At 63.8% G+C, this 18,075-nt stretch carries 18 protein-coding genes; 11 read left to right on the top strand and 7 right to left on the bottom strand.

What is annotated here, in order from left to right; translation table 11 throughout:
- From U0004_RS05540 to U0004_RS05530, 3 genes are read right to left on the bottom strand one after another with little or no spacing between them, the layout of a single operon-like run.
- On the bottom strand, positions 1 to 1,242 hold the full coding sequence (locus U0004_RS05540; RefSeq protein WP_370452790.1) for an SAM-dependent methyltransferase: 1,242 nt from the start codon (positions 1,240 to 1,242) through the stop codon (positions 1 to 3).
- The gene (locus U0004_RS05535) at positions 1,239 to 2,036 is read right to left on the bottom strand and encodes a DUF1365 domain-containing protein (protein ID WP_070258926.1); all 798 of its coding nucleotides are present in this window, start codon (positions 2,034 to 2,036) and stop codon (positions 1,239 to 1,241) included. The genes U0004_RS05540 and U0004_RS05535 overlap by 4 nt, the downstream gene beginning before the upstream one ends.
- Positions 2,026 to 3,336 (bottom strand): NAD(P)/FAD-dependent oxidoreductase, encoded by a 1,311-nt coding sequence (locus U0004_RS05530; protein ID WP_070258834.1) that lies wholly within the window; start codon positions 3,334 to 3,336, stop codon positions 2,026 to 2,028. Before U0004_RS05530 ends, U0004_RS05535 begins: the two co-directional genes overlap by 11 nt.
- Before the next feature lie 204 nt (positions 3,337 to 3,540).
- Between U0004_RS05530 and U0004_RS05525 the strand changes: the two genes are divergently transcribed.
- The 5 genes from U0004_RS05525 to rpoH all read left to right on the top strand — a co-directional run bounded on the left by U0004_RS05525 (position 3,541) and on the right by rpoH (position 8,689).
- Positions 3,541 to 4,482 carry a MerR family transcriptional regulator gene (locus tag U0004_RS05525; RefSeq protein WP_070258832.1) on the top strand — a complete coding sequence of 314 codons (942 nt, stop codon included), beginning with the start codon at positions 3,541 to 3,543 and terminating at the stop codon, positions 4,480 to 4,482.
- 164 nt (positions 4,483 to 4,646) lie between these two features.
- The gene (gene ftsY, locus U0004_RS05520; RefSeq protein ID WP_034784937.1) at positions 4,647 to 5,705 is read left to right on the top strand and encodes a signal recognition particle-docking protein FtsY; all 1,059 of its coding nucleotides are present in this window, start codon (positions 4,647 to 4,649) and stop codon (positions 5,703 to 5,705) included.
- A gap of 8 nt (positions 5,706 to 5,713) precedes the next feature.
- Positions 5,714 to 6,457, top strand: coding sequence for a cell division ATP-binding protein FtsE (locus U0004_RS05515; protein ID WP_034784934.1), 744 nt, complete (start codon positions 5,714 to 5,716; stop codon positions 6,455 to 6,457).
- The gene (gene ftsX, locus U0004_RS05510; RefSeq protein WP_034784931.1) at positions 6,454 to 7,374 is read left to right on the top strand and encodes a permease-like cell division protein FtsX; all 921 of its coding nucleotides are present in this window, start codon (positions 6,454 to 6,456) and stop codon (positions 7,372 to 7,374) included. Before U0004_RS05515 ends, ftsX begins: the two co-directional genes overlap by 4 nt.
- 421 nt (positions 7,375 to 7,795) lie before the next feature.
- Positions 7,796 to 8,689, top strand: a complete 894-nt coding sequence (rpoH, locus tag U0004_RS05505; protein WP_034784924.1) for an RNA polymerase sigma factor RpoH — start codon at positions 7,796 to 7,798, stop codon at positions 8,687 to 8,689.
- Positions 8,690 to 8,779: 90 nt separating this feature from the next.
- On the opposite strand, the gene U0004_RS05500 is transcribed toward rpoH, so the two are convergent.
- A complete protein-coding gene (locus tag U0004_RS05500; RefSeq protein WP_034784922.1) occupies positions 8,780 to 9,046 on the bottom strand; it encodes a hypothetical protein in 267 nt (88 codons plus the stop codon).
- Positions 9,047 to 9,225: 179 nt separating this feature from the next.
- Here U0004_RS05500 and U0004_RS05495 point away from each other — a divergent pair, with 179 nt between their 5' ends.
- A complete protein-coding gene (locus U0004_RS05495) occupies positions 9,226 to 9,678 on the top strand; it encodes a hypothetical protein (protein WP_070258830.1) in 453 nt (150 codons plus the stop codon).
- Here the strand turns inward: U0004_RS05495 and U0004_RS05490 are convergent.
- Positions 9,675 to 10,022: an antibiotic biosynthesis monooxygenase family protein gene (locus U0004_RS05490; RefSeq protein WP_070258828.1), complete on the bottom strand. Its 348-nt coding sequence runs from the start codon at positions 10,020 to 10,022 to the stop codon at positions 9,675 to 9,677. The two genes, U0004_RS05495 and U0004_RS05490, sit on opposite strands and share 4 nt — an antisense overlap.
- Entirely contained in the window at positions 10,019 to 11,146 is a 1,128-nt protein-coding gene (locus U0004_RS05485; protein ID WP_070258826.1) for a cytochrome P450 family protein, read from the bottom strand. Before U0004_RS05485 ends, U0004_RS05490 begins: the two co-directional genes overlap by 4 nt.
- Positions 11,147 to 11,222: 76 nt before the next feature.
- Here U0004_RS05485 and U0004_RS05480 point away from each other — a divergent pair, with 76 nt between their 5' ends.
- From U0004_RS05480 to U0004_RS05460, 5 genes are all read left to right on the top strand, one after another.
- Positions 11,223 to 11,921, top strand: coding sequence for an ArsR/SmtB family transcription factor (locus U0004_RS05480; RefSeq protein WP_070258824.1), 699 nt, complete (start codon positions 11,223 to 11,225; stop codon positions 11,919 to 11,921).
- 140 nt (positions 11,922 to 12,061) lie between these two features.
- Positions 12,062 to 12,916, top strand: a complete 855-nt coding sequence (locus U0004_RS05475) for a DUF3667 domain-containing protein (protein WP_231958553.1) — start codon at positions 12,062 to 12,064, stop codon at positions 12,914 to 12,916.
- A gap of 73 nt (positions 12,917 to 12,989) precedes the next feature.
- Positions 12,990 to 13,724: an ABC transporter ATP-binding protein gene (locus tag U0004_RS05470; protein ID WP_231958547.1), complete on the top strand. Its 735-nt coding sequence runs from the start codon at positions 12,990 to 12,992 to the stop codon at positions 13,722 to 13,724.
- On the top strand, positions 13,721 to 16,042 hold the full coding sequence (locus tag U0004_RS05465) for a type II CAAX endopeptidase family protein (RefSeq protein WP_070258820.1): 2,322 nt from the start codon (positions 13,721 to 13,723) through the stop codon (positions 16,040 to 16,042). Before U0004_RS05470 ends, U0004_RS05465 begins: the two co-directional genes overlap by 4 nt.
- Before the next feature lie 72 nt (positions 16,043 to 16,114).
- Positions 16,115 to 17,767, top strand: coding sequence for a patatin-like phospholipase family protein (locus tag U0004_RS05460; protein WP_070258818.1), 1,653 nt, complete (start codon positions 16,115 to 16,117; stop codon positions 17,765 to 17,767).
- 70 nt (positions 17,768 to 17,837) lie between these two features.
- Here U0004_RS05460 and U0004_RS05455 read toward each other — a convergent pair whose 3' ends face one another.
- Positions 17,838 to 18,011 (bottom strand): YqaE/Pmp3 family membrane protein, encoded by a 174-nt coding sequence (locus U0004_RS05455; protein WP_370452789.1) that lies wholly within the window; start codon positions 18,009 to 18,011, stop codon positions 17,838 to 17,840.
- Positions 18,012 to 18,075: the final 64 nt, after the last annotated feature.

The raw sequence follows: 18,075 nt of genomic DNA, 5'->3' as shown, positions 1-18,075 counted from the left end.
TCAGTCCTTGATCAGGGTAAATTGCATCACATCCGTGTTGTGCGCCTCGAAGGCGGCCTCGCAATACGCGAGGTAAAACTCCCAGGTGAGCAGGAAACGGCCATCGAAACCCTGCTTTTCCAGCGCCGCGCGCTGGGCCAGGAAGCTGGCGCGCCACTGGCGCAAGGTTTCCGCGTAATCGAGGCCAAAGCTGAAGGCGTCTTCCACGCGCAAGCCCTGCGCCTCGGCGGCGCGGCGAAACCCGGCCGGCGAAGGCAGCATGCCGCCCGGGAAAATGTACTGTTGAATGAAATCCGTGCTCTTGCTGTAGCGCTCGAACAGTTCGTCGGCGATGACGATGGTCTGGATGCAGGCGCGTCCGCCCGGCTTCAGGTTGCGCGCCACACACTCGAAATAGCCGGGCCAGTAGCTTTGTCCCACGGCTTCGAACATCTCGATCGAGGCGATGGCGTCGTACTGGCCATGGCTGTCGCGGTAATCGCACAGCTGCAGGTCGGCCTGCCCTGCCAGCCCCGCATCGTGCAGGCGCTGGCGCGCATAGGCCAGCTGTTCGGTCGACAAGGTCAGGCCCGTCACGTGGGCGCCGTAGCTGCGCGCCGCCGTTTCCGCAAAGCCGCCCCAGCCGCAGCCGATTTCCAGCACGCGCTGGCCCGGCTGCAGTTGCAGTTGATCGGCGATGCGCCGGTATTTGGCACCTTGCGCCTGCTCCAGGCTGGCGCCTTCGCTGAACAGCGCGCTCGAATACGTCATCGACGGGTCCAGCCACAGCTGATAAAAGGCGTTGCCGATGTCGTAATGGGCGTGGATATTCTTCTTGCTGCCGGCACGCGAATTGCGGTGCAGCAGATGGCGCACCTTATAGATCAGGTTGCCCCACCAGTTGCCGTAGATCAGGGATTCGATGTGCGCACGGTTGCGTATCATCAATTCGATCAAGCCCGGCAAATTGTCCGTGCGCCAGTCCCCCGCGATAAACGTTTCGGCAAAGCCGATGTCGCCCGAGCGCAGGACGGCCGCACACAGGCGCCAGTTGTGCAAGTCCAGGGTGACGGGGTGGCTGCCATCGCCGTACAGCAAGATGCTGCCATCAGGCGTGCGCAGGCGCAAAGCGCCATATTGCAATTTTTCCAGCAGGCGCACAATCATGCGCCCGGCAGCGGGCATGTCACGATGGTCATGCACATGCACGGGAGTGGAACTGCTGCGCGCATGCAGGCCGGTCGGCAGGGAATCGGAGCTCATCGGGACACCTTTTCTTGTGGAGGGTGGGGTTTGCTGAAAAACGGCACGCGGCGCAGCCACAGGCGCAATGCCTGCCAATGGATGCGCGCCATCACGCCAAACGTCATCAGGGGGTAGCGCAGCAAGGCCCAGGCGATGGCGCCATCGCGCAGCGGCTGCGCCGTGCCGGACAAGCTCGTCTGCAGCAGCGGGCCATCGAGGTCGTCGTAATCGACCCTGGCCAGGTGGCGCTCGCCGCCCTGAGCGTGATTGCGCAGGAAACGGAAGCGGTACTGGCCTTCCACCTTGCAAAACGGCGACACGTGGAAAATTTTCTTGGCGACCAGTTCGCTGCCATACGCGATGGCGCCGCCCTGCTCGAGCAAGTACAAATGGCGCTCGCCAAAGGTATTGCGCACATCGCAGAGCACAGCCCGCAGCGCGCCGTCAAGCCCGTGGCAAAACCAGAAACTGACGGGGTTGAAGACATAGCCGAACATGCGCGGCATGGTTTGCAGCCAGATTTCGCCGCCCGCGTCGACCACGCCATGCTGGCGCAGCAAGCCGTCGATCCAGTCCAGCAGCGGCGTCGTGCCATCGCCGTGGTCGCTGTCGCGGAAGGACAGCACATTGGCGCTGTTGCGCGAAATCAAACGGGCAGCAAAATCGTGCGCGCCCAGGCTGCGCAAGGGCAAACGCACATAAAACATGCCGTAAGCAAAGGCATGCGCGCGCGGACGCAGCCGCGCATGGCGCACCCGTCCCAGGCACAGCTGGGGCTGCGGCCGGAGCGGCTGCTTGGGATCACGCGGCATGGCCAAGCTCCGCCGACGCCAGGCCATTGAGTGCTTCCGCCACGGCCAGGCCCGACTTCAAGCCGTCTTCATGGAAGCCGTAGCCCGTCCAAGCGCCCGCGAACCACGTGTGCTGCGCGCCCTGGAAGCTGGCCAGGCGCGCCTGGGCCGCAATGGCCGCGCCATCGAACACGGGATGGGCATACGAAAACTCGTCGATGATGCTTGCCGGATCGGGCTCGTCGAGCGGATTGAGCGAAACGATGACAGGCGTGGTGAAGGGCAAAGGCTGCAACTGGTTCAGCAAATAATGCACGCACACCTGCGGCGCATCACCGTGCGCGGCCGGCCGGCCCTGGTAATTCCAGGCCGACCAGGCACGGCGGCGCTGCGGCAGGCAGGACGCATCCGTATGCAGCACAGCCCGGTTGGGCTGGTAGCGCACGGCGGCGAGCACGCCGCGTTCGTCGTCGCGGATATCTCCCAGCAGGGCCAGCGACTGGTCGCTATGGCAAGCGAGCACGACGTGGTCGACGTGGTCGACGCCGGCGGCCGTCTGCAGCTCGACCATGCGCGCGCCACCGTGCGGCTGGCGGCGCACGGCCAGCACGGGGCAAGCCAGGCGCTGCTGTGGGATGCCTGCCAGCAATTTTTCCACGTACACGCGCGAGCCGCCCCGCACCGTGCGCCATTGCGGCCGGTCGCTCACTTGCAGCAAGCCATGGTTGTGGCAGAAACGGATGAAGGTAGCCAAGGGAAAGTCCAGCATCTGGCGCGCCGGGCACGACCAGATGCAGGCGGCCATCGGCAGCAGATACCAGTGGCGGAACTCGTCGCCATAGCCGTGCAGGTCGAGAAACTCGCCCAGCGGCATGGCCGGCGCCGGCAAGGCGGCCGTGGCCAGGGCGCTGGCCTGGCGGTTGAAGCGCAGAATGTCGCGCAACATGCGCAGAAAGGCGGGGCGCAGCAGATTGCTGCGCTGGGCAAACACGGTGTCCAGATTGGCGCCCGCCCATTCCAGCACGCGGGCGTCCGGCGTCGCGCCCAGCGGCATCTTCACGGAAAACGACATGTCGCTGTCGGCCGCCTCGACGCCGAGTTCCTGGAACAGTTGCACCAGATTCGGATACGTGGCGTGGTTAAACACGAGAAAACCCGTGTCGACGCCATGCGTGACGCCATCGAGCGTGACATCCACCGTATGGCTGTGGCCGCCAAAATAGTCGCCCGCCTCGTACAAGGTGACGTCCTGGCCCGATTGCGCCAGGCGATAGGCACACGACAAACCTGCGATTCCTGCTCCGACGACGGCAATTTTCATGAGTACACCTGCATTAAATTTGTCCTGGACAAAATCAGCTTCATGGATAATCGATGAAATATTGATTCATGTCAATGAGTGTGCGAGCCGCTCCAAAACTCATACGCCCGCACTTTCCAATCGGATTCAGCTATTTGGTATGGGGCGGCGGAAGGCGTAAAATGCATGCCACGTTCTTCCGCATGCGAGCAAAGCCACCCTGGTATGGATACTGACCTGCAACCTACTTCCGCCTTCAGCATCAGCGATGTCGAACGCGATACCGGACTGGCCAAGGAAACCTTGCGTGTGTGGGAGCGCCGCTACGCCTTTCCCCAGCCCCAGCGCGACGCCTTTGGCGAGCGCAGCTACCCGGCCGAGCAAGTGCAGAAGTTGCGCATGGTCAAGCGCTTGCTGGACCTCGGATTCCGCCCGGGCAAAATCATGCAGCACAGCACCGTGCAATTGCAGCAGCTGGCCAGCGCCAGCAGCGCGGCGCCGTCAACGCCGGCCCCCCAGCTCGAACACTACCTGTCCCTGTGCCGTGGCCACCAGATGGCCGAACTGGGCGACGCCCTGCGCCAGGCGCTGGCCGTGCTGGGCCTGAAAGCGTTCACCATCGACGTCATCGCCCCCCTCACCGGCATGGTGGGCGAAGCGTGGGCTTGCGGCGAACTGGCCGTATATGAGGAGCATCTGTATAGCGAAACCTTGCAAACGGTAATGCGCCACGCCATCTTTTCCCTGCCACAAGCAAGCAGCCCGTCCACGCGCTCCCCACGCATCGTCCTCAGTACCTTGCCGCAGGAGCGTCATGGCCTGGGGCTGCTGATGGCCGAGGCGCTGTGCGCGGCGGCCGGCGCCCATTGCATGTCGCTGGGCGTGGAAACGCCGCTGAGCGACATCGTCGCGGCCGCCCGCGCGCAACGGGCGGACATCGTGGCGCTGTCGTTTTCCAGCGCCAGCAAGCAACGGCAGACGCGCGACAGCCTCCAGCAGCTGCATGCAAGCTTGCCGCCCAACATGGAATTGTGGGCCGGCGGACGCAGTCCCGTGCTGACCAGGCAGCCGCCACACTTTTTGCATGTGCTGGACCTGCGGCAAGTCGACGAAAGCATCGCCGACTGGCGCCGCCGCCACCAGGCACTGGCCCTGCAAACCCATTGAACCGGCTGAAAAGCGCGGCAACTGCGGCGATCTCCGTGGATAGCGGCGCAATGTTGCCAATCGAACAGTAAAGCATGAAGGGCCGGGCGCGCTCTGGTAGAATAGCCCGTAACACAGTGTCCGGCGCCGCCGGGCCTTAGGTCAGCACCCGCCACCACACATCCATGTTTAGTTTCTTCAAGAAAAAACCCATCGCTCCCGAGGCTGCACCAGCCGAGCCTCTCGTCCTTCCCGCCGCCACGCCGCCTGCCCCGCAGCCTGCCGCTACGCCCCTGAGCGGTGCGCCGGCCGAGCTCGTGCCCGTGATCGTGGCCGCCGAACCCGAGAAAAAATCGTGGATGACGCGCCTCAAGGCAGGCCTGTCGAAAACCTCGAACACCCTGTCCGTGCTGTTTGTCGGCGCGAAAATCGACGACGCCCTATACGAAGAGCTGGAAGCGGCGCTGCTGATGTCGGACGCCGGCATCGACGCCACGGAATTCCTGCTGACGGAATTGAAGAAAAGGGTCAAGGAAGACAAGCTGCTCGACGCGGCCGCCGTCAAGGCCGCCCTGAAAGTGCTGCTGATCGACCTGCTCTCGCCGCTGGAAAAGCGCTTCGAGCTGGGCCGCCACAAGCCGCTGGTGATGATGATTTCCGGCGTGAATGGCGCCGGCAAGACCACCACCATCGGCAAGCTGGCCAAGCACATGCAGTCGAACAACCAGTCCGTGCTGCTGGCCGCGGGCGACACCTTCCGTGCCGCCGCGCGCGAGCAGCTGATGGTCTGGGGCGAGCGCAACAACGTCACCGTGATTTCGCAGGAATCGGGCGACCCGGCCGCCGTGGCCTACGACTCCGTGCAATCGGCGAAAGCGCGCGGCATCGACGTGGTCATGGTCGACACGGCAGGCCGCTTGCCGACGCAGTTGCACCTGATGGAAGAATTGAAGAAAATCAAGCGCGTGATCGGCAAGGGCATGGATGGCGCACCGCATGAAACCTTGCTCGTCATCGACGGCAACACGGGCCAGAACGCCCTCACGCAAGTGAAGGCCTTCGACGATGCCCTGCAGTTGAGCGGCCTGGTGATCACCAAGCTGGACGGCACCGCCAAGGGCGGCGTGCTGGCGGCAATCGCCCGCGTACGTCCCGTGCCCGTGTATTTCATCGGCATCGGTGAGAAGATTGAAGACTTGCAGCCTTTCGTGGCTGCCGAATTTGTCGAAGCGCTGCTCGGATAAGCCCATACATGATTGAATTTCAGCACGTCTCCAAGCAATACTCCCCCGATGCCGTGGCGCTCAGCGACATTTCGCTCAGTATTGCCAAGGGCGAGCTGGTGTTCCTGGCTGGCCCGTCCGGCGCCGGCAAATCCACCTTGCTGAAAATGATCGCCGCCATGGAACGCCCCACGTCGGGCAAGCTGATCGTCAATGGCCAGGACATGGCGAAGATCAAGCCGGCCGGCGTGCCGTTTTTGCGCCGTAACATGGGTCTGATCTTTCAGCAGCAAAAATTGCTCAACGACCGCTCCATCCTGGCCAACGTCATGCTGCCGCTGCTCGTCGTCGGTGCCCACAAGGCGGCCGCCGAACAACGCGCGCGCGCCGCGCTCGACAAGGTGGGACTGCTGGACCGCGCCATGGCGCGACCGCTGTCGCTGTCGGGCGGGGAACAGCAGCGCGTATCGATCGCGCGCGCCATCGTCAACCGGCCGCAGATCATCCTGGCCGACGAACCGACGGCCAACCTGGACCGCGCCAGCGCCAACAAGGTGCTCGACGCCCTGAAAGCATTCCACTCCGTGGGCGTGACCTGCCTCATTTCCAGCCATGACGAACAGATGCTCGACGCCGCCGCCCGCGTGATCCACCTGAAAAACGGCCAGCTGGTCGCCATCGACAAGGCCACGCAGGCGCCCGTCTTCGCGCCGCCCGATCCCGATTTTGCGCCCTCGCCCGACCAGGACGACGCGCAGGGAGAGCAGGCATGAGAGGCTGGTTCCGTCAACACCGCTTTGCCCTCGGTTCGGCGCTGATTCACTTGCGCAAGTCGCCGGGCGGCTTTCTATTGAACGTGCTCGTCGTCGCCATCGCCCTGTCGCTGCCGTTCGCCGGCTTGACCATGCTCGACAATGTCCGCCCCATGTCGGAACAGATGTCGGTCGACCCGGAAATCAGCGTCTTCCTGAAGATCGACACGCCGCGCGAGCAAGCCGTGGCCCTGGCGAGCGCCATGCGCAAGATCGTGGGCCCGCAAAAGGCGAAGATCGTCTTCATCCCGCGCGAACAGGCGCTGGACTCGCTGAAAAACAAGAGCGGACTGGCCGATGTGCTCAGCACCCTGGGCGACAATCCCCTGCCCGACAGCTATGTGCTGAAACTCGATGCCTTCAGCAGTGCCAGCGAAGCGCAGGATGTCGATGCGGTGGCGGAACAGTTGCGCCAGCTGCCATTCGTGGAATCGGCGCAAGTCGATTCGGCCTGGGTCAAGCGCCTGGCGGCCCTGCTGGGTGTGCTGCGCCTGGTGCTGCTGCTGCTGGCGATCACGCTGGGCGTGGCCGTGATCGCCGTGGTCTTCAATACCATCCGCCTGCAGGTGATGCAGCAGCGCGATGAAATCAGCATCTCGAAATTGATCGGCGCCACCGATACCTTCATCCACCGCCCCTTCTATTACACGGGTGCCCTGCTGGGCCTGTGCGCCGGTGCGCTGGCCCTGGGCGCCGTGGCGCTGGCCTTGCAGCCGCTGAATACCGCGATTGCCGAGTTTGCCCGCCTGTATGCGTCCGAATTCCAGCTGGTGCCGCTGGCGCCGCTGCCGATGGCCGGCTTGCTGGCCCTCAGCGCCGGCCTGGGTCTGATCGGCGCCTTCCTCTGCGTGCAGCGCCACCTGGCGCGCCTGAACTGACCTTCCTTTCCATGGCGGCGCTCCCGCGCCGCCATGCGTCTCGCCATCCCCATATTGCTGCCATATTGATATTAAGCAAGTATTCTTAAGGCTCGCTTCAGCCAGAGGCCGTAGACTGGCCATGTTGTCGTAAAGCGGCCTGCGGCGCTGTTCAGATCGTTTTTTACAGATGTATATCAAGCATTCATTCGCCATAGCATTTAGGCTATCAGGTCGATTAAATGTGCTGATTGGCACTCTCAAGCAGAGAGTGCTAATATAGGGACATACCAATAGCAGAATCGCCATGGACGCCAGATCAAGATGGTGCCGCGATCTGCAAAGTGCAAGACCGAATACGCAAAAACGACGATACGAGCTGCCACGTCGCGTGACGTGGCCAACTGGAACAAAGCAAGACTACGAGGGAGAAAACATGACTATGATGTCCGCAACGTCCGCATTGGTTCCGACCAAAAGTAATGCGCTGGGCCTCGGGTTCACTGGCAATCTGGGCAATATCGACGCCTATATTTCGGCCGTGAACCGCCTGCCCATGTTGACCCATGACGAAGAAATTTCGCTGGCGACACGCCTGCGTGAAAAAAATGACCTGGCCGCCGCGCAGGAACTGGTGCTGTCACACCTGCGCCTGGTGGTCTCGATTGCCCGCGGCTACCTGGGCTATGGCTTGCCGCACGCCGACCTGATTCAGGAAGGCAATATCGGCTTGATGAAAGCCGTGAAGCGTTTCGATCCGGACCAGGGCGTGCGCCTGGTGTCGTACGCCATGCACTGGGTGAAAGCCGAGATGCACGAGTACATCCTGAAAAACTGGCGCCTGGTCAAGGTCGCGACGACGAAGGCGCAGCGCAAGCTGTTCTTCAACCTGCGCAGCCACAAGACGGGCCTGGACGCGATGACGCCAAAGCAGATCGATGCGCTGGCCAAGCTGCTCGACGTGAAGCGCGAAGAAGTGATCGAGATGGAAACCCGCTTGAGCGGCCGCGACATCGCACTGGAATCGCCGACCGACGATGAAGACGACAAGTTTTCGCCGATCGCCTATCTGTCGTCGGAGCAAAGCGAGCCGACCAAGGTACTGGAAGCGGAACAAGTGACGCGTCTGCAATCGGAAGGCCTGGAAACGGCACTGTCGAAGCTGGACGCCCGTTCGCGCCGCATCATCGAAGCGCGCTGGCTGGCCAACGACGACGGCTCCGGCGCCACCCTGCACGCGCTGGCAGAAGAGTTCGGCGTATCGGCCGAACGCATCCGCCAGATCGAAGTGGCGGCGCTGAAAAAAATGAAGGGCGCCCTGGCAGCCTACGTGTAATCGCAAGCAATGCCGCAATGCAAAAGGCGCCGCAAGGCGCCTTTTAGTTTTATACCTTGATATTTATCAACAGATAAACATTGTCAGCCCTTACGCTGCAGCCAAGCCCTTGGTGATCAGTTCGGCGACCAATTCATTCAGATCCGCGCCGCGTTCCTTGGCCAGGGTCTGCAATTGCAAGACCAGATCGCTGTTCAGCTTGACGGCGAATGGCACCAGGCCCAGGGCCTGATCGCGCTTGCGCTGCTCGCGGCGGTCGATGACCACCGCTTCCTTACCGAATGCACCGGCGCCGGGAACATTCATCTTTCCCATCAGTTTCTTGGCATCGCTTTTGGCCAGGTCGGTTTTTTTCATGGTTGTTTCCTGATTTTCAAAACAGCCATTCTACGCAGTAATCGGCGCGCCGCGTGGCTGGCGCATCAATTCACCGGCAGCACGCCAATAGTGCGCCGTAAAAATATCATTTTGTTACTATCATTTTCATCCCACGCGTGAACAAGCACGCCGGGGACGCTCCACCTGAAAGGAAAAACATGCATTATCTGACCCGCTCTTACCGCACCGTGCTGCTTCCCCTGTTCTTCGCCTGCCTGGCCGTGCTGGCTGGCTGCGGCGCGGCCGGCAGCGCCGGCGACGCGGAAAACACGCCGCGCAGCGTCACCCACGTGCTCTCGCCGGGCGAACAGGTGGCCATCACGGCCACCGACACCCTGAAACTCGAACGTGTCAACGACAGCCGCTGCCGCAAGGGCGCCGTGTGCGTGTGGAAAGGCTACGTCAGCTACAGTTTCAGTTTGCTCAACAGCGCAGGCGCCGCGGACATCGTCTTGTCCGACTCCATGCCCGGCGCCGCCAGTTCCGTCACCGTCAACCACCTGACGTTTACCCTGCTCGACGTCGATCCGGCCACGCCGCCCGCCCTGAATGCGGCCGAGCCCACGTACCGGGTCAAAGTGAAAATCACGCAGGGCGCACTGCCCCGCTAAACGCTGTGGCGCCGCCGGCTGTCGGCCGGCGCCTGCTGCCGGTCCAGCATGCCGTAATCGCGCACGACGGCGGCAATGCGCAGCCGGTAGTCGTCAAACACGCCCTGCCGGCCGGCCGTTTGCGCCGCGCGGTGCGCTTCCAGCTGCCGCCATTGCGCCAGCGCCGCCTCGTCGCGAAAGAAGGATAGCGACAGCAATTTGCCTGGCTCGCTCAGACTGCTGAAGCGCTCGATGGAAATGAAACCGTCCACTTCATCGAGCAAGGGACGCAGCGCGGCGGCCAGGTCCAGATACTGCTGGCGCCCTTCCGCGCCGGGCCAGACTTCGAAAATCACGGCAATCATTTCATTTCTCCCAGGCTAAAAACAGGGATGCGCGCGTTCAGCGACGGCAGATAACGCCACGCCAGCGGCACGCGGTCCAGCCCGTCGGCCCACGCCTGCAGGCAAGCCGTGGTAATGGCCTGCGCGATGGACTGGCCCGGGCAGGCGTGGCGACCATGGCCAAAGCCGCACTCTGCATGGCCGGCGCTGGCCAGCACGACGACGATCATCTGCCCGGCCGCCACGCGCACGCCATCGAACTCCACGTCTTGCGCCGTGTAGCGGCGCGTGTTGTGGATGGAGGGGTCATGCCGGCTGACCTCGCGCAGCAGGGCTGGCCACAGCCGGGGGGCGGCACGCACTTGCGTGGACCACTGCGGTTGCGTGCGCAAGGCAACTATGGCATTGCCCAGCAAGCCGGCCGTGGCGTCGCAGGCCTGCGACAGCAGGCCCACGAGGTTGGCCAGCACGCCGTCCGAGGCCTGCCAGCCCAGCGCTTCCGCCTCGGACACGACCTTGGCCAGCAAGCTGCCGGGCAATGCATCCGCCTCGCGCAGCAACGCGGTAAAACCTTGCAGCAAGGCGTCGGCTGCCACTTGCGCGCCAGCCAGTTGTTCTCCATTACTCAGCGGCGACAGGCAGGCGACGAAATCGCGCGTCCAGGCGGCCAGCGCCGGCCATTGCGCTGGCGCAAAACCCAGCAAGTCCGCCATGGCAAACAGGGGCAGTTCGAACAGCGCGCCGTTCAATTGCGCGGCGCTGGCGGGCACGCGGTCGCTGGCCATGCGCCATGTCCGCGCCTGCAGGCGCGCCAGGTCCACCTGTCCCAGCGAACGCGCCAGCACCTGCTTCGGCACGGCATGCCGTTCCCCTTCATTCATGCGCACCAATTCCGCAAAAATCGCACCGCACGGCGTGCCCTCCAGGGTATCCGGCACCGGCTGGCCGGGCGGGCGCACGCGGCAATCGGGATGCTCGAGCACGGCGTGCACGCCGGCCGCGCCCGTCGCCAGCCAGCAGTCGAGCCGCACATCGAAACGCAGCGGCGGGCCGTCCGCCAGGCGGCGATAGTAGTCATACGGCGCCGCGTGGGTAACGGCTGAAAAAGGGTCGGCGGGGTCGATAACAAAGTCGGCGAGCGGCATGCGCATTCCATTGCAGTGAGGTGGGGACACGAGTATGCTGCCCCTTCCACCACTACACTTCGCCCTGGAACGAATCATGGATGACAAGCTTCCCTCGGCCGACATGGGACTGGCGCAACTGGCCGGCGCCATCGCCGAACCGGCCCGCGCGCGCATGCTGTGCAGCCTGCTCGACGGCCATGCGCGCACGGCCACGGAATTGGCGGCGCTGGCCGAGGTGGGCGCCTCGACGGCCAGCGCCCATCTGGCGCGCTTGCGCGACGATGGCTTGCTGTCGATGCTGGCGCAGGGCAAGCACCGTTACTACCGCCTCGCCAGCGCGGAAGTGGGCCAGGCCCTCGAAGCGCTGCTGGTGGTGGCCGGCGTGGCGGCAACGCCATTTACGCCCACCACGCCGGACCGCTTGCGCCATGCGCGCACCTGCTACGACCACATGGCCGGCACGGTGGCCGTCGCCCTGCATGACCAGTTGCAAGCGCAAGGCTGGCTGCTGGCCGATGGCGGCGAAGGCGAGTATCGGCTGTCGGCATCGGGTGCGGCCGGCATGGCGGCCCTGGGCATCGACGTGCCGCAATTGCAGCGCCAGCGCCGCCGCTTCGCCTGCGCCTGCCTGGACTGGAGCGAACGGCGCGCCCACCTGGGCGGCGCACTGGGGGCCGCCATCCTGCAGCTGGCCCTGCGCCAGCGCTGGGCCGAACGCGAACTCGACAGCCGCGCCCTGCGCCTCACGCCGGCCGGCGAACGGCGCCTGCTGGCCGCCTTCGGTGGCCGCTGAACGGCACAGGCATTTTGTATCTCGGAAGCAACTAGAACGCAAAAAAATACGCTTTTATCATTCTTTTCATTCATCATATGCTGCGCCCTTGAGCGATCGTCTTTACCTTTCGGCCATGGAAAGAGTCTATCTTGAAAACAGTGTCATCCAGCACGCGTCCCGCCAGCAGCTGCCATAACTGCAATACCGATGCGCCAGGCAACTTCTGCAGCGCCTGCGGCCAAACGACTACCCTGCACATGCCCAGCGCGCGTGAATTCCTGCATGAATTCGTCGCCCATTATGTGGCGCTCGAAGGCAAGCTCTGGCGTACCCTGGCCCTGCTGCTGTTCCACCCAGGCGCACTCAGTAATGAATACCTCGCGGGACGCCGCGTGCGCTACGTGGAGCCGCTGCGCGTCTACCTGACCTTCAGCATCCTGTTCTTTGCCATCCTCAAGTTCAGCAGCCCCGGCGTGTTCCTCACCGTCCACGACCAGCAAGCCCAGGTAGGCGCCCATGGTCCCCGCCACATTGCGGAAAACAAGACATCGACCATGCAGGTCAGCATTCTGGGCCAGACGCCCACGCTGCCGCGCCAATGGCAAGACTTTGAGCAACTGCCCACGGCCGAGAAACAAAAACTCGTGGTGGAAAGCTTTTTCCATTACGCGCCGTACGCCATGTTTTGCCTGATGCCGCTGTTCGCCCTGTTCCTGAAAATCCTTTACCTGGGCAGCGGACGCCGCTATGGCGAGCATTTCCTGTTCGCCTTGCATACGAATGCCTTCGCCTTCATCACGATGGCGCTGATGATTCTGATCCCCGTCGACCTTGTCCGCCTCGTGCTCGGCGCCTGGCTGCTGGCCTATCTGCCCTGGGCCATGTGGCGCGTGTATCCAAGCGGCAAACTCGCCACCGTCTGCCGCTGGCTGTTATTGATGGTCGCCTACAGCCTCGCCATGAGCCTGGCGATCCTGGCCTGCATCGCCATCGGCGTGATGCTGCGGCATTAAGTTACGCCACTAAGGGGCGCTCTGGCGGCGCCGTATCAGGCTATCATCCTGCACGCTATCTTTTTTGGGATGCATGATGATCAGCTTCGAAGGTTTGTCCAAACAGTACGGCGCGTTCGAGGCCGTCAAGCCGCTGACCTTGCAGGTAGGAAAAAGAGAGATCTTCGGCTTCCTGGGTCCGAACGGGGCGGGAAAAACCACCACCATCCGCATGCTGATGGGCATCCTCGTACCCAGCGCCGGGCGCGTGCTGGTCGATGGCCTCGATTGCCACCGCGATGGCGCCGCCGTCAAGCGCAAGGTGGGCTACCTGCCCGACAATCCCATCTTTTACGATTATTTGCGCGGCCGTGAAATCCTGCAATTCGTGGCCGAAATGCATGGTTTTTCGCGCGCGGAAGCGGCCGCCCGCGCGGCGCGCCTGCTGACGGAATTCGGCCTGGACGAAGCGAGCGAGGATTTCGCCGTCAATTACTCGCTGGGCATGAAGAAGAAACTGGGCCTGGCTTGCGCGCTGATCCACGATCCGGCCGTGCTGATCCTCGATGAACCGATCAACGGCCTCGACCCGCGTGCCTCGCGCGACGTGCAGGAACGCCTGCTGCGCTGCGCCGCCGCCGGCACCACCATCTTCGTGTCCACGCATTTGCTCGACATGGCGCAAAAGCTGTGCAGCCGGGTCGCCATCATCCACCGGGGCGCCCTGGTCGCCACGGGCAGCCTGGACGATATCCGCCAGCAGTTGTCCAGCGATGGCAGCCTGGAAGAGCTCTTCTTGCAACTCACCGATGAAACGTCGACGGCATGACAGCGGCGCCGCCCACCGCCTGGCGCGCCGTCTGGCTGCTGACCCGCTTGCGCCTGCAGCGCCTGCTCAACATCAGCGGCCGGGGGCTTTCCTTCAAGAAAAACAGTAAAAGCCGCCCCGCTACGCCGGGCAAGCGCGGCGGACGCTGGCTGCTGGGCGCTCTGCTATTGCTGCCCATGCTGTTTTCCTTCGGCAGCATCGCCCGCCACAGCGTGCTGAACATGCATTGCTTGCTGGACCAGGTCGCCGCCTGCCAGGCGCGCGGCAGCCTGCACACGGACAGCGGCCTGCTCGACCCCGTCATCACGCAACTGATAGCCACGCCGTTCAGCGCGACGCTGATCGGCGGGCTGACCCTGCAGCTGGGGCTGTTGTGGCTGGTCAGCGTCCTGCTGCCGCTGGGCATGGGGGAACTATCGAAGCCGGACTGGGACCTGGAATGGCTGGTCACCCTGCCCGTCAGGAAAAGCACCCTGCTGTGGGCGCGCGTGCTCGAACGCACGCTCGTCAATCCGGCCGGCTTGCTGGCCCTGTGGCCCAGCACGACCGTCATCGCCTGGTATTCGGGCCAGGGCTGGTTTTCACCACTGTCCGGCCTGCTCGCCAGCCTCGTCCTGCTGGCCCTGGCCGCCATGCTGCGCACCCTGGTCGACACGGGCTTGCGCCTGTCGCTCACGCCATCCCGGCTGGGCAACCTGCAGGCAGTGATTTCGCTGGCCGGGCTATTGCCCATGTATACCGGCATGTCGTTCGGCATGGGCACGGGCGGCTTCGCGTATGCCTGGGCGGCGGCCATGCCCGCCTGGAGCGGCTGGACGCCGCCGGGCCTGCTGCTGCGCCTGCTCAATGCCGATGGCGTGGCCGCCTTGCTGCCCGCCGTCCTGCTGCTGGCGCAATGCTTGTGCTTGATGCTGCTGGGCATGGCCATCCTGCGCCGCCAGTTGCGCCACGGCGTCGTGGGCGCGGGCCAACGCGAAGCCGCGCGCAAGCCGGCAGCTGCGCCATCGCCCACGCAGCGGTGGCGCCCGCGCATCGGCACGGCGATCCAGCGGCGCGAGCTGACGTTGCTCTTGCGCGACCGCAATTTTCTCGTGCAGACCCTGCTGATGCCCTTGCTGATCCTCGGCGGGCAAGCCCTGTTTACGGGCCGGGTGCGCGACGTGCACGCGCTGCTGGCCAGCCCCGTCTTGCTGGCCTCCACCGGCTTTTTCCTCGGCACCTATGTGCTGCTGATGTCGGCCTTCCAGACGCTGAACAAGGAAGGCGGCGCGCTGTGGCTGCTGTACACGTTTCCCGTCTCCATCGAACAGGCGCTGCGGCAAAAGGCGCAGCTGTGGGCCCTGCTGGCCCTGCTGTATCCATTGATACTGTTCGGTGCGGCGCTGGCCTGGCTGCCCGCGTGGTCGTGGCAGACGGCGGGCCTGATGCTGCTGGCCCTGGCCGGCATCCCCTTGTATGCGCTGATCGCCGTGGCGCTGGGCGTGTTTGCCAGCGACCCGCTGGCCACGGAAACCACGGCAAAGGTGCGCCCCACGTATATGTACCTGTATTTGCTGCTCACCGGCCTGTACATCGCCGCGCTGGCCGCCGGCAGCCTGGTGCAGCAACTGGTGTTTGTCGTGTTCACGGGCGCGCTGGCCGTGGCCCTGTGGCAAAAGGCGCGCGACGCGCTGCCCTGCCTGCTCGATCCCGCCGCTTCGCCGCCAGCGAGAATAGCGGCGGCCGACGGCCTGATCGCAGCCATGCTGTTTTTCATCTTGCAGACACTTTCCTTGATCCTGCTCAAAGGGAGCAGTGCGACGCCGCTGGCGCAGCTGGCCATCGCCTTCGGCGCGGCCGGTACCCTCACGTATGTGCTGCTGCGCCTCGTCTACTGGCGCGCCAGGACGGCCGGCGTGCCGCGCATCGGACAGGGCCGCCAGCCGTGGCGCCGGGGAGTCGCGGGCGCCTGTGCCGCGGTGCTGTTCGGCATCGGCTACGCGGCCCTGTTGCCGCCGCCCGCTGCACCATTGATGCAGATCAATAGCGACGGACTGTGGCTGCTGGCCGTGGGCGTGCTGGCCGCGCCCCTGTGCGAGGAATTCATCTTCCGCGGCTTGCTGCAGGGCGGCTTGCGCCGTTCTCTGCCCGCCTGGCAAGCGATCGGCCTCGCCGCCGCGCTGTTTGCCATCGTGCATCCACCGGCCGCCATGCTGCCCGTCTTCGTGCTGGGCCTGTGCACGGGCATCGCATACGAGCGCAGCGGCGCGCTGCTGGCGCCCATGCTTACACACGCGCTCTACAATGCCGCCATGCTCGGCTATCAGATGAATAGCTGATTGTTGCCGGGTTTGCTAGAATCGCACACGTTTCCGTCCGTATCCCAACCAATGACTACGCACAGATCACGCATGAATCCACGCTTGTTCGTCCCATTTATCCTCGTTGCGCTGCTGAGCGGCTGCACGGTACTCGCCCTGCGCCCCAACCGCGGCGTCGAAAACCGCACGTTTACCGTGCAGGAAACCCCGCGCCTGCGCATCGACGCGCCCAAGGCGCGCATCCAGAATCCCATGCCGAATGACCACTTCATCGGCATCGCCCTGTCCGGCGGGGGCAGCCGCGCAGCCAATTTCTCGGCCGCCTCGCTGGAACAGCTGGAACAGTTCGGCCTCGTCAGCGGCGCCTCGGCCATTTCCGGCGTGTCGGGCGGCGCCATCGCGGGCGGCTACTATGCGCTGCATGGCAAGCAGACGGACTGGCCCTTGCTGCGCAGCAAGCTGAAAACGGATTTCTTTGGACAGACCATCTTGAAACCCGCCAACCTGACGACGATGTTGTTGACGAACAAGACGCGCACCTCGTTCCTGTCCGACGTGCTCGACGATGTGCTGTACGACAAGAAAACCTACCAGGACTTGCCGCACGACGGCCCCATCTTCCTGGCCAACGCAACGGACGCCACCGATGGCGGCAAGCGCGTGGTGTTTTCCTACGAGTATTTTTACAGCACCCTGCATTCGCCGATCCAGGATATCCGCCTGGCAACAGCCGTGGCCACCTCGGCCGCGTTTCCCGGCGTGTTCGACTCCGTCACCTTCGAGCGCTTCCGCCCGAAAAACAGTTTCGTGCCGGAACTCGGCTCCGAATCGCGCGAATCGCCGTCGTACGTGCATTTGTTCGATGGCGGCGCGGCCGACAACCTGGGCGTGGAAACCCTGTGGGACGTGGCCCTGACGCAGCTGTACGGCAACGACATGGCCGTCGTGCCGCCGCGCCTGAACAGCAAGCCCTTCATCCTCATTTCCATCGATGCCAACGCGCCCAATTCCAGCGCCGTGTTTGAAAAGATGTCGGACGAGCGCCAGCCGCTGGACCGCATCTTCAACAAGAATATCTACGATGCCGTCGACGCCCTGTTCTCGCGCCAGCGCAAGGAAAACCTCGTCAAGATGGGCTTTGGCCAAGCCCGCTTCGATACCATCACGCATGAAAACTTTGGCGACCTGAGCCAGAAATTCGTGAAGGGCAAGCGCACCTCGGCCTTTGCCATTCCCGTGCTGTGCCGCCCCCATCTGGGCCAGTACCGCTGCGAAGTCGATGCGGCCGATCCCTTGCCCGGCCAGATCCGCACGCGGCTGGAAGGCTTTGCCTGGCATATTTCCATCGACCAGATCGCCTCATTGGCGCTGCGCCTGGCCAGCGAGGACGTGCACGTCGACGGTGCGCGCAAGGAAGAGCGCGCCGCCCTCGTCAAGCTGCAACGCCTGGCCACGCAAACGAAAACCCATCTGAAGCTGACGGGTCCGGAAAATTGCAGCCCGGAAGTGCTGCAATCGGCCCTGTACAGCGCCGCGCGCGTGCTGATCCTCGACGACGAAGAATCGCGCTTTGCCCTGTGCGACTACATGCTGGCGGGCCAGCTGATCAATGACGACACCGTCTGCAAGCAGCGCTACGTGCACGCCGTGCCCCGCTTTGCCATCGAAAGCGAAGATTTGCAGTACCGCAACCTGAGTTCGGACGGCAATTCCGTGAACGTGCCGATACGCTGCAAGAAGTGAGCGCCCACAAAAAAGCCCGCACGATCGCTCGTGCGGGCTTTAGCGCAAGGATTCCAAGCGCCCGGCTGATCTAGATCAACCGACTACGCCTGCGCATGTAGCTGCGGCTTAACGCACCTTCCAGTTCCTGCTCCGTTTTATGCTGGTTCACCGTGTACAGGGCCCACAGGGCCGCCGGCGCCCAGCCGATCACAGTGCACTGCAAGATCAAGGCGGCGGCACCGGCCAGCGGGCGCCCCAGCATAAAAAACGTGAGACACGGAAGTAGCAAGGCTATCAGCAATCGCATCACGACATACTCTCCTTCA

Source organism: Janthinobacterium lividum (assembly GCF_034424625.1).
In the GTDB taxonomy this organism is placed as follows: domain Bacteria; phylum Pseudomonadota; class Gammaproteobacteria; order Burkholderiales; family Burkholderiaceae_D; genus Janthinobacterium; species Janthinobacterium lividum.
This window is presented reverse-complemented; position numbering and strand designations above follow the sequence as displayed.

Bases quoted from the DNA above. Each gene is read 5' to 3' on its own strand.
- U0004_RS05480 (WP_070258824.1), top strand. From the start codon at position 11,223: ATGGATGACAAGCTTCCCTCGGCCGACATGGGACTGGCGCAACTGGCC.
- ftsY (WP_034784937.1), top strand. From the start codon at position 4,647: ATGTTTAGTTTCTTCAAGAAAAAACCCATCGCTCCCGAGGCTGCACCA.
- U0004_RS05455 (WP_370452789.1), bottom strand. From the start codon at position 18,011: ATGCTGGGGCGCCCGCTGGCCGGTGCCGCCGCCTTGATCTTGCAGTGC.
- U0004_RS05535 (WP_070258926.1), bottom strand. From the start codon at position 2,036: ATGCCGCGTGATCCCAAGCAGCCGCTCCGGCCGCAGCCCCAGCTGTGC.
- U0004_RS05530 (WP_070258834.1), bottom strand. From the start codon at position 3,336: ATGAAAATTGCCGTCGTCGGAGCAGGAATCGCAGGTTTGTCGTGTGCC.
- rpoH (WP_034784924.1), top strand. From the start codon at position 7,796: ATGATGTCCGCAACGTCCGCATTGGTTCCGACCAAAAGTAATGCGCTG.
- U0004_RS05485 (WP_070258826.1), bottom strand. From the start codon at position 11,146: ATGCCGCTCGCCGACTTTGTTATCGACCCCGCCGACCCTTTTTCAGCC.
- U0004_RS05495 (WP_070258830.1), top strand. From the start codon at position 9,226: ATGCATTATCTGACCCGCTCTTACCGCACCGTGCTGCTTCCCCTGTTC.
- U0004_RS05465 (WP_070258820.1), top strand. From the start codon at position 13,721: ATGACAGCGGCGCCGCCCACCGCCTGGCGCGCCGTCTGGCTGCTGACC.
- U0004_RS05525 (WP_070258832.1), top strand. From the start codon at position 3,541: ATGGATACTGACCTGCAACCTACTTCCGCCTTCAGCATCAGCGATGTC.
- U0004_RS05540 (WP_370452790.1), bottom strand. From the start codon at position 1,242: ATGAGCTCCGATTCCCTGCCGACCGGCCTGCATGCGCGCAGCAGTTCC.
- U0004_RS05470 (WP_231958547.1), top strand. From the start codon at position 12,990: ATGATGATCAGCTTCGAAGGTTTGTCCAAACAGTACGGCGCGTTCGAG.
- U0004_RS05500 (WP_034784922.1), bottom strand. From the start codon at position 9,046: ATGAAAAAAACCGACCTGGCCAAAAGCGATGCCAAGAAACTGATGGGA.
- U0004_RS05515 (WP_034784934.1), top strand. From the start codon at position 5,714: ATGATTGAATTTCAGCACGTCTCCAAGCAATACTCCCCCGATGCCGTG.
- ftsX (WP_034784931.1), top strand. From the start codon at position 6,454: ATGAGAGGCTGGTTCCGTCAACACCGCTTTGCCCTCGGTTCGGCGCTG.
- U0004_RS05490 (WP_070258828.1), bottom strand. From the start codon at position 10,022: ATGATTGCCGTGATTTTCGAAGTCTGGCCCGGCGCGGAAGGGCGCCAG.
- U0004_RS05460 (WP_070258818.1), top strand. From the start codon at position 16,115: ATGAATCCACGCTTGTTCGTCCCATTTATCCTCGTTGCGCTGCTGAGC.